The organism is Clostridium algidicarnis DSM 15099 (assembly GCF_002934235.1).
Classification (GTDB): Bacteria; Bacillota; Clostridia; order Clostridiales; family Clostridiaceae; genus Clostridium_L; species Clostridium_L algidicarnis.
This window is the reverse complement of sequence record NZ_PTIS01000018.1, coordinates 1-14,546: the sequence shown is the minus strand read 5'-3', so window position 1 is coordinate 14,546 and position 14,546 is coordinate 1. Positions and strand designations below refer to the sequence as shown.

Sequence of the window (14,546 nt, the reverse complement as noted above, 5' to 3'; positions counted from 1 at the left end):
AGTGGGTAAAGTGATAATTCGTGAAAATACTATCTATGTAGAAGACATAGATCTTAGCAAAGTATTAGAAGTAGAAGAAAAAAGAGAATGTTATGAATCGGCTTTATTTTTTGATTTAGAACACTATGTTTATAAAAAGCCAGTGTGTATAGGCGTCTTTGGATGTTCTTACTATAATAAAGAAGATTCATCTATAAATGTTACACAATATATGATAGAAAATAAAAAAGAAGCAATAGATGTACTATTTATGGCAGAAAGTTATTTTAAAGTAATGGCAGAGAGAGAAAAAAAAGGCTATATAGTAACCTTTTCTGGTAATAATGACTTTTCTGTAATTAAATATTTATTTACTCAGCATAATATAGACTTTAACTTTGAAGATCATTTTGTTCATATAGATTTGCAAAAAGAATATGAGAAAAAGTTTAAAGAAAGTATAGGATTAAAGAATTTAGAAAAGCTAATGGGTATAGAAAGAGAAGGCGAAATTGTCAACGGAGCTAATCTTGCAAAGACTTTTAGCAAAGTTGTGAAAGATAAAGATTATATAAAAAGAATGCCGGAAGATAAAATACAAAGAATTTTATTATATAACGAACAAGATGTGGTAAATCTATTCCATATATATACAAATTGGAATAAGCTACCATGCCTAAAAGAGGACTCTGAAATATGAGTCCTCTTTTATTTTTCAAAAATTCATTTTTAATTTATTTATTCACTTTTATATTGTTGCCATCACTAGATATTACTATATTTTCTTGTAAATCTGTTCTATAAACTGTAATATTTCTTTTTTCCATATCTTTAATTATTTCTTTATGAGGATGACCATAATCATTTTCTTTAGCACAACTTACAACAGCATATTTAGGATTAACCTTGTCTAAAAAGTCTTTTGACGAAGAAGTACTACTTCCATGGTGCCCTAGTTTTATCACATCTGAACTTATATCTAAGTTTTTTTGAAGAATTTCCTTTTCAGATACCTTTTCAGCATCTCCCATAAATAAAAAGCTATTATCTCCATAGGTTAATTTTAAGGCAGCAGAATAATTATTTATGTTTTCGTAGTCTGTACTATTTGGTGCTATTAATGTTGCGGTTATATCTTCATCAAAATCTAATACAACTCCACTTTTAGCTACATTAATTTTAAGGTCCTTTTCTTTTAGCTTAGATACCATATTTTCAAATACCTTTGTTGTATTTGTTTTTTTAGGAGCATAAAACTTTTCTACAGGAAAGGTATTTAATACAGCAACCATTCCTCCTATATGATCTTCATGAGGATGTGTAGCTATTAATATGTTTATATTTTTTACTCCAACGCTCTTTAGATAATTAATTAATTTATCAGAACTTGATTTAGGACCTGCATCTATTAACATGTTTTTGTCTTTATACTGAACTAATATAGAATCTCCTTGTCCTACATCTATATAGTGTACTTTAAGGTTATCAGTATTAGAATTATTTCCACCATCACTTGAAGTATTAATACTAGCACAGGATGTAAAAATTAACATAAGGGCTAGAAAGATAGGAAATAAAATTTTAAAATGCCTTGGTTTCAAATGTATCACTCCTTGTATAGTAAGTTTAATAGTAAGTTTAATAACTTATTACAATAGTTTATCATTTTTATTGCTACTATAAAAGTGTTTATGTTGAATTTTAATTTATAAGTGAGTATAATTACTTTGACTAACTTATAAAAGGATGTGGTGGGATGAAATCTTTTTTTGTAGAAATATACTACGGATTATACATGATATTTATAGGACTTAAGAGAATAAAGTTTCATTTTATTAGGGTATTCAAAGGTAAAGAGGCAGCATTTCAATATACTAAAAAGGTTGTAAGTAACTGGTCTATAAAAACTATAAAAATAATTGGTATGGAGATAGAGGTAATAGGAAAGGATAATATCCCAAAGGAAGCCTGCTTATTTGTGTCTAATCATCAAAGCTATTTTGATGTTCCAGCACTTATTTATGCTATTGATAAACCTATAGGTTTTGTAGCTAAAAAGGAATTAGAAAAGATACCAGTATATAAGAGCTGGATGCTAGATATAAAAAGCGTATTTATAGATAGGAATAATGCAAGAGAAGCTATAAAAACTATAAATGAAGGGGTTCAGTATTTAAAGGAAGGCTATTCCATGGGCATATTTCCTGAGGGTACTAGAAGTAAATCAAAACATATGGGGAAATTTAAAAAAGGAAGCTTAAAACTTGCTACAAAATCTAAGGTTCCTATAGTTCCTATATCTATTAATGGGACTTACAAAGCCTTTGAAGAAACGGGATCGCTTAAAAGAGCCTCTGTTAAGATTATAATAGACAAACCTATATATACAAAAGATTTAACTAAAGAAGAAGAAAATACACTATCTGATGATTTGAGAAATTTAATGTGTAAGAATCTAGATATATAAAACTTTATAGAAATATGCTAAAAATACTTTGAAGAAGGTCAAGAAATAAAGTTTCATAAAATATTGATATTTATGAAAATAGGCATTATAATGGGAATGTAGAATATTTTTATAGGAGGATATATAATGGATATTAAGAAATTAGAATGTTTGGTAACTGAGGAAAGAAATATTAATACAATGGATATAGATAGACTTTCAACATTAGATATGGTAAAAAGGATAAATGAAGAAGATAAAAAGGTAGCTGAAGCTGTGTCAAAGGAATCAGAGCAAATAGCTAAAGCTATTGATATAATAACTGAGGGTATAAAAAAGGGTGGAAGACTTATTTACATGGGTGCTGGGACTAGTGGAAGACTTGGTATCTTAGATGCATCAGAATGCCCACCTACCTTTGGTGTGGATTTTGAATTAATTCAAGGTATAATTGCCGGAGGAAAAACTGCTATTTTTAAAGCTGTGGAAGGTGCAGAAGATAGCATGGAACTAGGAAAGAATGATCTTGAAGATAAAAATATAAATGAAAATGACGTAATTTGTGGTATTGCAGCTTCAGGAAGGACACCTTATGTAATAGGGGGAATGAATTATGCAAAGTCTTTAGGGGCAAAGGTAATTTGTGTTACAATGAACCCAGGCAGTGATATGTCTAAAATAGCCCATGTTCCAATATCTGTAGTTGTAGGTCCAGAAGTTATAATGGGCTCTACTAGAATGAAGGCTGGCACTGCTCAAAAGATGGTTTTAAATATGTTAACTACAGGAACAATGATTAAACTTGGTAAAGTATATAGTAATCTTATGGTAGACGTACAATCTACCAATGAAAAGCTAATTACTAGAGCTAAAAGGATAGTTATGTTAGCCACAGGTGTATCTATAGAAGAAGCAGAAAGGTATCTTAAAGAGACAGAATATGATGTTAAATTAAGTATATTGATGATTGAAACTAACAAAGGTAAAGAAGAGAGTGAAGAGTTATTAAAAGATAGTGAAGGGTACATATCTAAAGCAATAGATTTAAATAATAAATAAATTATATTAATTTAAATTAATAAGTATAAGTATTTAAGTAGTTTAGTATTATAAAAACGTATATGATAATCAATAAAGCCTTTGGATACTAAGTATCCAAAGGCTTTATTGATTATTTTTTAAATTTAAGTTTATTTTGTATTTCTTTTATTAGATTATCAAAACTTTTAGACATTAAATTAGGAAAGGCACTTAGAAGCCTTTTATGATTAGTTTTAATGCTAATAATAGCATTGTCATATTTAATTTTAAGATCTTTTATAGGTTCTTCTATAACATCGGTCTTTTCTAGAAGATAAGAATATTTTTCTTTTACTTCTTTAGATATTTGTTCTAATTGAATAATAATTTTTCTGAATTCAATTAATGAGATTATAGTAGCTGTAAGATCAACTATAAAGTATATAATAAATAAGTAAAATAATACTTTCTCATAACTTGATGGTATCTTGTTTGTGAATATTTCAACGTAAGGGTGTACAAATTTAACTATAAAGACGGATGCTGCTCCCCACATTAGAGAAAAGCTAAGGCATACCCTACCTTTGATATTATATGCATTATCATCATAATCCCACCAACGAGTATTAAAAACTGTCTCTAAAATATATCCAGTTATATATTCAAGAATAGAGGTTAAAAGTACGGAGAAAACAAATAATAGCATAAGGTTATTTTTAAAAGAATTTAAGAATATTATTAATATTAATCCTCCAAATCCATAAATAGGACAAAAGGGACCGTTTAAAAATCCCCTATTTACAAATTTATGTTGAGAATAAAAGGCATAGCTTACTTCCAAGGTCCATCCTAAAAACGAGTATATTACAAAGTAAAATAATAAGTTATAAATGCTAAGTTCCAACATGTGTATATAGTCCTCCTTATAATTTTTAATGGTGTCATATTTATTATGTTATTAGATTATAATAACATAATAAGAATTATAACATAATAACTTTATTTTAAAAATTAAAGAATAGAATAGAATGAACTAATATTTAATAATCAGTTTTATTTATTACTAATATAAGTTTAGTAGTAATTTAGGGAGTAATCAATAATATATTATAAAGTTAATTAATAATTCAATTTTATAATAAAAAGCACTCTCAATTGTATTGAGAGTACTTTTCTTAAATCAACTATGTTTATCCGATGGCTACCATCCGTAACACCCCTATCCTCTTCAAGGTGGGGGATGATGGCTGATAAGCCCCTGGATAAGTTCTTCTAAGACTCAGATGGAGATGTATTCCTTATAAGCAAACTCCACCTGAGTCTAAGAATCACTTGATAGAGTCATTATTCAACATGGTTACGGCTATCTTTGGTAAAAAAGGATATAGCATAAATACCAGAAAGGCCAACTAAGCCATAAATGATTCTAGAAAAACCTGACATAGTTCCAAATACTGATGCAACTAGATCTAACTTGAATAATACAATAAGTCCCCAATTTAAAGCTCCTATTATTACTAATAAAAGCGCAACAAAATCAAATGATTTCATCAGATCATCTCCTTTTATAAGTTATTCTTGTTAGTATTAACATAAAATCTATTTTTTATAACTAATATTTAATTCTTTCTTAAATTATTAACTTAATTTGTAGTGTATTATATATTTATAAAATAGTTTAGTGAGGAGTTTTTACATGAAAAAATTTTTGATGTTTGTACCTATACTTATCTTCAGTCTCACATTTACGGGGTGTGAAAATATGAGTATAAATGAAAATGAGTATAAAAAAGATGTGGCAAAAGAAGAAGATGGTATTTTAGAAAAGGTACCATCTGCCGAAAACATTGATAATAATTGTGTTGTAGAATATAAAGTTACATCTTGGGATAAAGCGCCAGAAGGCATAAATAATATAGTATCTAAGTATAAAGGTAAAAAGGGATATTTTATATATAGTAAAGATAAGGATAATTATATTATAATTTTATCAGGAAAAAAGACTTCAGGAGGACATTCTATTTCTGTAAGTTCCGTAGAGAAAACAGATAACACTACAGTTATAACTATTGAAGAGAAATCACCTTCTAATGGAGAAGTAGTCATACAAGCTATTACCTACCCTTATATCATATTAAATGTTAAATGTAATAATGAAAATTTAAAAGTTTTAGATACTTTCGGAAATGAATATACTAAGATAGAAGAAACTCTAAGATAACAAAAAAACCTTTTATTTATCAAAAATAAAAGGTTTTTAATAAGCTAATAAAAAAATTATTAAAGTTTTATGTTTCTATCAATTGGTTGAGAAAGGGAAATAAAGGTATCTGTACTTTGTATACCTATAATTGTATTTATTCTATGCATCAATATATCTTGAAGGTCTGATATGCTCTTACATATAACCTTTGCAAAAACTGAATATTGGCCAGTAGTATAGTGTAATTCTACGATTTCTTTTATTTTAGCCATTTCATCCATAACATTACTAAAAGAAGAGTTTTTATCCACAAATACTCCAACAAAACAGCATACGTCATATCCAAGTTTAGGCATATCTAACATAAGTTTTGTACCTTTTATTATACCGATATCTTCCATTTTTTTCATTCTTACATGGATGGTACCACCACTTACATGACAGATACGAGCTATTTCTAGATATGGTGTCCTGGAATCTTTAATAAGTATGTCAAGAATTTGAAGGTCTAAATCATCTAATTGAGAATTAACCACAAGAGACATGAAATCACCCCATATATGTAAATTTTTTGAGCAATGTACTCAAATATTCATGAATTTATAAAATCTTTATTAAAAACCAGGATAAATATAATAATAACATAAATTTTAAGGCCTTAAATATTAAACTCATAAATACAAGCATATTACATTTTTAATATTACTACAGAATTCAATTAATAACAACAATTTTAGCTAATACTTGTAGAGAGTTTTTAAGAAAAATTTAAAATTATTCAAAAGAAAAGTGCAATAAGGCTTTAAATTATTAATTTTAAGTATTAACCTTTTATATTAATTATTATATATATTATGAAGTTTTTATTGAAAAAATCTTAAATATGAAATATGATACTTTATAGGTATAAAATTAAAGGGGGGAAAGATATGCCATATGTTTTATTAATTTTGATAGCTGCAGTGGTAGGTGTTATATTATATAACTTATTAAATGTATATTTACTAAGAAAGATAAATGTTAACAAGTGGATAGTACTAGGTGTTGCTATATTAGTTTTCTTTTTACCTATAGCTCTTAGTAGGTTTGAGTTTAGCCCAAATGTAATGTCTATAGTACAATCAATGTTTTTCGTAATATTACTGTTATGGTTTTTTGATTTAAACTCAAAGGGACCAATAAAAAAAGAGAAACAGATAAAGATAAAAACTAAAGCAAAGCCAAATAAATTAAAAACTATGCCTAAAGATTCAATAATAACAAATGAAAAAGATAAAAAAAGTAAAAATAAAAAATAGTTTTTTAAAAGAAAGATATTAAGAGTAAAAAACTTAAAAAGGTTAAAAGTTTTAACCATCTATGGCTAAAACTTTTAACCTTTTTAAATTTCATTTAAAAATATTGGAGAGGTAAGAGCTGTAGCTCCACTTTGTAAAAATATCTTAGCTACATACCATTTTTCATTTTCCTTAAAGGGGAGAGAACAAAAATATTTAATGTCCTTTTGGGGTGGAAAGTCCATTTCTTTTATACATACTCCCTTAGAGGATATAAGCTTAATTTTTGTAATCTTATCCTCCCTATCTTCAGCATATAAAGAGAATTTTAAAGTGTCATTTTTCTTGCAACTAAGTACATCACCCATTAAGCTACCATTAATATAAAAATGGACCTTAAGGGTTCTAGATTCAGTAGAATAGGTATTCCTATTTCTTAAAGATTGTAAAAGGTTTTTCTTATCTTTTTTCTCCACTAGTACCGCAGTTAAATTATCGCTATCTCCAAAGTTTATCTTATGGTTATCTTGAGAGTTTATAGCACCAAGCTTCCAACCTTTATCAAGAAGTGAATAATAACGCTTTTCATATCTATTATAGGATTTAGCAGGGTAAAGACCATTTCCCACCTCAATTAAAGATAGGTTATTATTTAATAAAGGATTAAAATCAAGTTTTTCTATGTTTTTACTTGGGTGATTTATAGCCATTATAGGATTATTTACAGAGTTCCATAAAAGGAGGTTTTTAATATTCCCTATATCCCCTGAAAAGAAATTTTCTGAGGCAAATATATTTAAATGACCGTAAGGCTTTAAGGTGAATTCAAACCCTAAAAGACCAATGAAATTATCATGTTTTTTATTAAACTTTTGTATATCTTTTAGAGCATCTTCCCATTTGTTTTTATCTTTACGTTTTTTGTTATTATTTAAAGCGTTGTTGTGATCTGTTATTATAATAAAATCTAGGTCTTTATTTTTAGCATACTTTAAGGCTACCTTTACATCTCCTGTACCTGTAGAATTTTCAGTATGGCAATGAGGTATTCCATATAGTATACTATGCTTTTTTTTTAGAGATCCTTTAGATTTTTTGCTTTTTCCCATATAGCACATCCTTAAAAATCTTTCTTATTAATATAATAGATAAAAGAATGGGAACTGTTATTATGTTTTAAGTTATATGAGAAAAAGTATGAATACAATACTGTGGTTGAAATATGAATGAATAAAAAGTTACATCTAAAAGTGTAACCTTTAGCTAAAATTAATTAGTTGTGAAATAGCCCTTTTATTTTCATATTATTTCTTTTTTATAGTTATTATACATTTTTGAAATAGATATATATATTAGAGCAACATATCCGATTATAAATATATAATTTATGTTTGTTAATATGTCTATAACAGTAAATACTTTGGATGACTTAGACACTATAATAGCTAGTATAATTAATATAATAGGCATTGAAGATATAAAACTAAATAATATCTTGTTTTTTTCTCGTTTTAATATATTTCTAAGTAATGTCTCATCCATTCCTATAGATTTATATAGTATTAATTCATCCTTTCTTTTTAAAAATAAATTATAAAAGGCGAAATAGCAATTAGAGAATCCTACTACAATAAAGAATACACTAAAGAATGTAGCTAGTATATTTCCTATTATAGTTCTTTTTTTGGATCAAGTTATCTTCGTCTACTTTTGATGCCAAACTAAAATCTCCATCTTTAAAATAATCAAGAGACTTACCTTTTACCACAGTCTGAGTTTCTTCAACATTATCGGATTTAATAGCAATATATTCAAATTGATCTAAATCAGCGATTTTTTCAAAATTACTAAATAGTTTTATATACTCAGATTTAGGCATATAACAATTTAATCTATTTTTATATATAGGATAATCAAAAAGTGGTGTATCAATTTTATCTTCTACATTTAAAGTAAACTCATAACCTCTAGTATCTAGAACATTTCCATACTCTGAAAGGTAAAGAGCTTCTATATCTTCTTTGAGAAATTGTTTATCTGTAATCCTTGATGTTGGAATATTAAAATTATCTCCAACAGTATTTAATAATAAAACTCTGTTACCCTTATATTTACTTGGATTTAATCCTCTTTTAGCTACCAATTCATTGAATTTTTTATCTTCTAAGCCAATTATATTAAGTCGTGTATTTTTTAAAGATATAATATTTTTTTCTAGATTATTTAAACTGCCAGAGTTTTTAAATTCATCATCAATTAAATTGTCATTATAATCAATATATACGCATTCACTTCTAAAGTTTATAAAGTCATCAATATTAAGTGATTTTATATCATTAATTAAATCTTGATTTAAAGGACTTATAGTAGAATATTCTCCTTGAATACCATAAGTTGTGTATCTATCAATATTGTTATATCTCTCCTCTATAGAATAGTATGTTATTATTATTATTATAAAAGCCATTAAAGCAAATCCTAATTTTAAAGTTATTCCTGTGAATTTAAAGCTTTTCTTACCATTTTTATAAAATTGTTTAGATAAATCTTTTTCTATATTACCCTTATATTTAAGGTCATATTTCTTATAAGATTTAGATTTTATTTCTCCTTTCAATCCATTTAAAATAGAACTTTTTTTAAGTTTGTTTATAGGTTTCTTTGTACTTAGATAGATTATTACTAAGCTTAAAATATAAATAAGTATTGCAAATTTAAAGTTTAAGCTTATATTTAAATCAATAGTACTTTCAAGAATGTTTTTAGATTTAGAAAAATACATTTCAACCTTATTTATAGCAAGAAATAATAGTTTGATTATTCCAATAGATGAAACTATACCTAAAAGTATTGGTATTTGAGAGATATATAATGCTTTTAGTTTTATTATTTTATTAATATCTCTACTAGTAGCACCTATAGCTTTTAATTTGGAATATTCTTGTATAGACTTTGCCTCTTGCACTAAAAATAAGTTTGTAATAATAAAGTAAAAAAGTATTATTAATATGAAGAATAAAACCAATACAATTACTTGAAAAGTATGATCTTTTAATAAATTATCTTGAGGATCAAAAACAAAGGATCTATCTAAATACATTAAGTTGTAATTATATGTAATATCCTTTGTTTCTAGGTTGTTTACTATTTCTTCACTTAAACTATAAGTTTTGAATATGTTTTTATACCATATAAATGGAGAAAGTTCTTCTCCGCTTTCTAAAAGTTTATCTTGTTGTACATTTAAAAATATATTGTAAAATTCTTCGTATTCATAAGTTGTATCATAATAGATACCTGAGATTGTATAATTATTACCATTTACTTCAAGATTATCATTAATATTTTTATTAATCTCTCTTGCCATATCATTACTTATCATAATTTCATTAGGGCTTGGAAGACTACCTTCTTTCAACCAAGATTCAATAGTAGAAAGAGAGTTCTCATCCATTTCGAATAATTCAGTTTTCTCTTTGGATCCAAAACCTTCTTCTATAACTTTATTATTAAATAATCCTAGTTTTTTTATATATCTATTTGATTGTAAACTTTTCGCATCATTGCTTGAAATTGTATTTACAATTCTAAAGTGATAGCCTCCTGTACTTTTACCTATTATATCCCTATAAGATTTATAGTATGATGAAACACCAAAAACAAAAGTAGAAAGAATAACTACAGCTAGAAATATTGTAATGATTGTTGAAATATAAGACTTTTTATTTAAGCTTATATCTCCTTTTACATATTCACGTAAAATCATCTTATCACCTCATCACTAATGATTAGCCCATCTTCCATACGGACTATTCTATCAGCAGATAGGGCAACTTCTTCATCATGAGTAACTATTATAATAGTTTGGTTGTATTTTAAGTTTGAAAGCCTAAAGATTTCTATTATATCCCTAGCATTTTGTTTATCTAAATTACCTGTTGGTTCATCTGCTAATATTATACTAGGCTTATAAATTAAACTTTTAGCAATTGCTACCCTTTGTTGTTGTCCACCAGAAAGTTTATCAGGGAATACTTTTAATTTAGATTCAATACCTAAGTTTTTTATTAGATCATCAAAATGTTCCTGGTCCACATTTTTATCATCCATTAAAACAGGTAATTTTATGTTGTTCTCTACAGAAAGGTTAGAAATTAGATTGAAAAATTGATAAATAACCCCTAATTGTCTTCTTCTATAAAGAGCAAGATGATTTTCATCTAAATTTGATATATCTGTATTATCGACTTTAATTTCTCCAGATGTAATAGCATCTACACCTGATAATAAATTTAAAAGTGTAGACTTACCACACCCACTAGGCCCCATAATAGCAACCATTTGTCCTCTTTCAATAGAAAGGTTGATTCCTTTTAATGCTTCTACTTTAATTTCTCCTTCACCATATATTTTTTTTAAGTTCATAACTTTTAATATTTCCATATATCTTACCTCCTAGAAAGAGAATACAATACGAAAGTGATTTTAAAGTGACAATTAAATAATTTAATCTAATATTTTCTTTAAATTAATTATATACTAGATTTATTGATATAATAACTTTGAGGTGATATATTGAAAATATTTTTACTGGAAGATGATGAGACTTTAGGATTTGGAATAAAGACATATTTAGAAAATAGTGATTACACTGTGATAGATGCAAGCTCTTTAAACGAAGCAAAGGAAAAATTTAATTATGATTTTGATTTAATAATACTAGATGTAAACTTACCAGATGGTACAGGCTTTGATTTTTTAAAATTATATGATATAAAAACTACTCCAATAATGTTTTTAACTGTTAATGATTCGGAAGAGGATATTGTTATGGGATTAAATGTTTCTGATGCCTATATTACGAAGCCTTTTAAATTATCAATATTAAAAGCTAAAATAGAAAGTATATTAAGAAGGGTAGAAGAGAAGGATAAAAAATTAAATTATAAAGGATTAGTTTTAGATGAGAAAAACTATATATGTTTTTTAGATGGTAACGAGATAGAATTAACTGTAAAAGAATATGAACTTTTAAGACTTCTTTTGAAAAATAGAGGTAATACATTAACCAGGGAAAAGATATTAGAGGATATATGGGATATAAGAGGGAAATTTGTAGAGGATAATACTCTTTCAGCAACGGTAAAAAGACTTAGAAAGAAACTAAAACAATATAGCTATACTATAGAGACTATAAGAGGTATAGGCTATAGATTTGTGAGGGATTAAATGCTTTACTTTTTAATAATTTTTTTAATAATAACTATATTAATATTTGGATTAGATAGATATTTTTATATAACAATTTCTAATATTTTAGAATTTAAAAATATAAACAGTGAAGTGGTTTTAAATTCATTAGGTTATTATAACAAGAGTATATTTACAAATAAACTGCATGGTGTATTACTTAGTATATTCATATTGATTCTTATATATGGACTATATAGGTACAATGAAAAGAAAAAACAAGAAAAATATAAAGAGAAGATAAAAAAACTTGAAGATGATTTAATTAGAATAAATGGTGGGGACTATTCAATAGATATTAAAGAAGATGATGAATATAGCTCACTAAGAGATGAAATTTACAAAATAATCATAAACTTAAAATCCCTAGAAGAAGAAGCTAAGAGGCAGAAATTAACATTGAAAAAAGATCTTTCAAATATTGCTCATCAATTAAAAACACCCATAACATCTATTGGATTTATGGTAGAGCTAATAAATGAAGATAGAGAAAACTCAGATATATATTTAGAGAAGCTTTATTCAGAGTTAGAAAAGCTTAAAAACTTTATAGAGGTACTTCTAAAGCTTTCAAAAATAAATTCTAATGCTATAGAATATAAATTTAAAGAACTCTCTATTTTAGAGATAATAGAAGATATATTCAATAGTTTAAATAGAAATAGAAAGGTAAATATAAAATATAATGGAGAAGATTTTTATGTATTAGGAGATGAAGTATGGCTTTATGAAGCTTTTCTAAATATAATAAAAAACTCCTTAGAGCATACATTAGATACTGTAAGTATAGAGCTTACTTCTAATCCTATTTATAAGGTTGTAAAAATATCTGATAATGGTAGTGGAGTAGAAGAAGATATATTAAAGAGGATTTTTGATAGGTTTTATAGAGGAGAGACATCATTGCCAGGATACGGAATAGGTCTAAATCTGTCAAAATCAATTATAGAGGATCATAAGGGGGATATAATAGCCTTTAATGATAATGGATTAACTTTTGAAGTGAAATTTTATAATGTCACGTAAAAATCACTTTCATACTTCAATGACTAAAGTTATGACAGCGATAGTAGGTATTGAAAATGTTAGCAACTTGAATAAAAGAACAAAGATTACACAAGATATTATAGATTATTGTATTACCAATGGATTAAGTGTTTCAGGCTTTAAACCAGGAGATAATCCCAAAATAATAGATTTGTTATATGGAATACTTTTAGAATCAGGAGGAGAGGCAAGTATAACTTTAGCTAGATATGTTTCTGGTACTGAACAAGAATTTGTTAATTTAATGAATCAAAAAGCAAGAGAATTAGGGATGAAAAATACACATTTCTCGAACTCTACAGGTATAACAGATATTGAAAATTATAGTACAGTAGAAGATATAGGAATACTTTTTAAATATGCCTTAGGAAATAGACAATTCAAAAAAATAGTTGAATCAAAAGAGTATGAAGTACGTGGTATAAATGGCTTATTTACTAAACGTACTATAAATAATAATCTTTTTTTTAAAAGAAGTATGTTAAATATAGATAAAGATCATATAAAATGTGGTAAAACAGGATATAGAAAAGCGGCAGGATTGTGTTTAGTAAGCTCAGGAGAAGTAAATAATAGAGCATATATAGTAGTTGCAGCACATGCAGATAGAAATATCGAAACGGAACAATACAATTTAATAGATACAGAGAAAATTTATAGTAAGTTGAAAAAATTAGATTGAAAAAGATACAATTATAATTGTTGTTAGGGGGATTCATAATGGATGTGAATGGTATTAAAGCAATTTTATTTGATTCAGGACGTACTCTTAATGTGCCTAGAACAGGACATTGGTTTATTACACCCAATTTTTTTCCAAATGATTGGAAATGCTCAAATTTCGTGTACAGATAAACAGCTAAATGAAGCAATGGAAAAAGCCTGTGAGCATATTAATAAGAAATTAAAACAATATTTTTCAACTTTTATAATGTCATCTATTTATGGTTCATATCAAGCTGAAAAGACTTTATTTAAAATAGCTATTGAAGAATTAGGAATTAAACCACAAGAAGCCATCTTTGTGGATGACAGCGAATCAAACCTTGATGCAGCAAAAGAATTTGGAATGGCACCTATATTAATAGATAGATATGACATAAGAGACCTCAAAAGTAAATATCCTATAATTAGGTCGCTAAATGAATTAACTTAAAAAATATTAATATTGACTATTTTTTATTCATAAGATATACTTTGACTATCAAAGTATTTGATAGTCAAATAAAGATAGTGTTAACTAATCTATGAAAAAACAGATTAAAAATTTTAAGATTTAAATTACACTTTGAAAAATGAAAATGTGCTCTAAAAGAATGAAGTG

Annotated in this window: 17 protein-coding genes; 9 read left to right on the top strand and 8 right to left on the bottom strand. The window is 26.5% G+C overall.

Going from position 1 to position 14,546, the window contains the following annotated elements:
- Positions 1-10: 10 nt before the first annotated feature.
- Positions 11-679 (top strand): ribonuclease H-like domain-containing protein, encoded by a 669-nt coding sequence (locus BD821_RS11055; protein WP_104410521.1) that lies wholly within the window; start codon positions 11-13, stop codon positions 677-679.
- A gap of 34 nt (positions 680-713) precedes the next feature.
- Here the strand turns inward: BD821_RS11055 and BD821_RS11050 are convergent, their stop codons facing one another.
- On the bottom strand, positions 714-1,586 hold the full coding sequence (locus BD821_RS11050; protein WP_104410556.1) for a ComEC/Rec2 family competence protein: 873 nt from the start codon (positions 1,584-1,586) through the stop codon (positions 714-716).
- Between the two features lie 149 nt (positions 1,587-1,735).
- Here BD821_RS11050 and BD821_RS11045 point away from each other — a divergent pair, with 149 nt between their 5' ends.
- Positions 1,736-2,446, top strand: coding sequence for a lysophospholipid acyltransferase family protein (locus BD821_RS11045; RefSeq protein ID WP_104410520.1), 711 nt, complete (start codon positions 1,736-1,738; stop codon positions 2,444-2,446).
- A 126-nt stretch (positions 2,447-2,572) separates the two neighbouring features.
- On the top strand, positions 2,573-3,484 hold the full coding sequence (murQ, locus tag BD821_RS11040) for an N-acetylmuramic acid 6-phosphate etherase (protein WP_104410519.1): 912 nt from the start codon (positions 2,573-2,575) through the stop codon (positions 3,482-3,484).
- Between the two features lie 112 nt (positions 3,485-3,596).
- On the opposite strand, the gene BD821_RS11035 is transcribed toward murQ, so the two are convergent.
- Both BD821_RS11035 and BD821_RS11030 read right to left on the bottom strand, forming a co-directional pair.
- The gene (locus BD821_RS11035) at positions 3,597-4,352 is read right to left on the bottom strand and encodes a putative ABC transporter permease (protein WP_104410518.1); all 756 of its coding nucleotides are present in this window, start codon (positions 4,350-4,352) and stop codon (positions 3,597-3,599) included.
- Between the two features lie 437 nt (positions 4,353-4,789).
- On the bottom strand, positions 4,790-4,996 hold the full coding sequence (locus tag BD821_RS11030; RefSeq protein ID WP_104410517.1) for a DUF378 domain-containing protein: 207 nt from the start codon (positions 4,994-4,996) through the stop codon (positions 4,790-4,792).
- A 211-nt stretch (positions 4,997-5,207) separates the two neighbouring features.
- Between BD821_RS11030 and BD821_RS11025 the strand changes: the two genes are divergently transcribed.
- Complete coding sequence (locus BD821_RS11025; RefSeq protein WP_169994140.1) at positions 5,208-5,666, top strand: protease complex subunit PrcB family protein; 459 nt, start codon at positions 5,208-5,210, stop codon at positions 5,664-5,666.
- Positions 5,667-5,725: 59 nt separating this feature from the next.
- Here BD821_RS11025 and BD821_RS11020 read toward each other — a convergent pair whose 3' ends face one another.
- Entirely contained in the window at positions 5,726-6,193 is a 468-nt protein-coding gene (locus tag BD821_RS11020; RefSeq protein WP_029452904.1) for an Lrp/AsnC ligand binding domain-containing protein, read from the bottom strand.
- Between the two features lie 384 nt (positions 6,194-6,577).
- On the opposite strand from BD821_RS11020, the gene BD821_RS11015 reads away from it, so the two are divergent.
- Positions 6,578-6,946 carry a hypothetical protein gene (locus tag BD821_RS11015; protein ID WP_104410515.1) on the top strand — a complete coding sequence of 123 codons (369 nt, stop codon included), beginning with the start codon at positions 6,578-6,580 and terminating at the stop codon, positions 6,944-6,946.
- 83 nt (positions 6,947-7,029) lie between these two features.
- Here the strand turns inward: BD821_RS11015 and BD821_RS11010 are convergent, their stop codons facing one another.
- The 4 genes from BD821_RS11010 to BD821_RS10995 form a co-directional block, all read right to left on the bottom strand.
- Positions 7,030-8,034, bottom strand: coding sequence for a CehA/McbA family metallohydrolase (locus BD821_RS11010; protein ID WP_104410514.1), 1,005 nt, complete (start codon positions 8,032-8,034; stop codon positions 7,030-7,032).
- Between the two features lie 190 nt (positions 8,035-8,224).
- A complete protein-coding gene (locus BD821_RS13490; protein WP_104410513.1) occupies positions 8,225-8,467 on the bottom strand; it encodes a hypothetical protein in 243 nt (80 codons plus the stop codon).
- 100 nt (positions 8,468-8,567) lie between these two features.
- Entirely contained in the window at positions 8,568-10,691 is a 2,124-nt protein-coding gene (locus tag BD821_RS11000) for an ABC transporter permease (RefSeq protein ID WP_104410512.1), read from the bottom strand.
- Positions 10,688-11,368 carry an ABC transporter ATP-binding protein gene (locus tag BD821_RS10995; RefSeq protein WP_104410511.1) on the bottom strand — a complete coding sequence of 227 codons (681 nt, stop codon included), beginning with the start codon at positions 11,366-11,368 and terminating at the stop codon, positions 10,688-10,690. Before BD821_RS10995 ends, BD821_RS11000 begins: the two co-directional genes overlap by 4 nt.
- A 132-nt stretch (positions 11,369-11,500) precedes the next feature.
- Here BD821_RS10995 and BD821_RS10990 point away from each other — a divergent pair, with 132 nt between their 5' ends.
- From BD821_RS10990 to BD821_RS10975, 4 genes are all read left to right on the top strand, one after another.
- A complete protein-coding gene (locus tag BD821_RS10990; RefSeq protein ID WP_104410510.1) occupies positions 11,501-12,154 on the top strand; it encodes a response regulator transcription factor in 654 nt (217 codons plus the stop codon).
- A complete protein-coding gene (locus tag BD821_RS10985) occupies positions 12,155-13,201 on the top strand; it encodes a sensor histidine kinase (protein WP_104410509.1) in 1,047 nt (348 codons plus the stop codon).
- Positions 13,191-13,904 (top strand): D-alanyl-D-alanine carboxypeptidase family protein, encoded by a 714-nt coding sequence (locus BD821_RS10980; protein ID WP_104410508.1) that lies wholly within the window; start codon positions 13,191-13,193, stop codon positions 13,902-13,904. Before BD821_RS10985 ends, BD821_RS10980 begins: the two co-directional genes overlap by 11 nt.
- A gap of 138 nt (positions 13,905-14,042) precedes the next feature.
- The gene (locus BD821_RS10975) at positions 14,043-14,378 is read left to right on the top strand and encodes an HAD family hydrolase (protein ID WP_169994137.1); all 336 of its coding nucleotides are present in this window, start codon (positions 14,043-14,045) and stop codon (positions 14,376-14,378) included.
- The last annotated feature ends 168 nt before the right edge of the window (positions 14,379-14,546 follow it).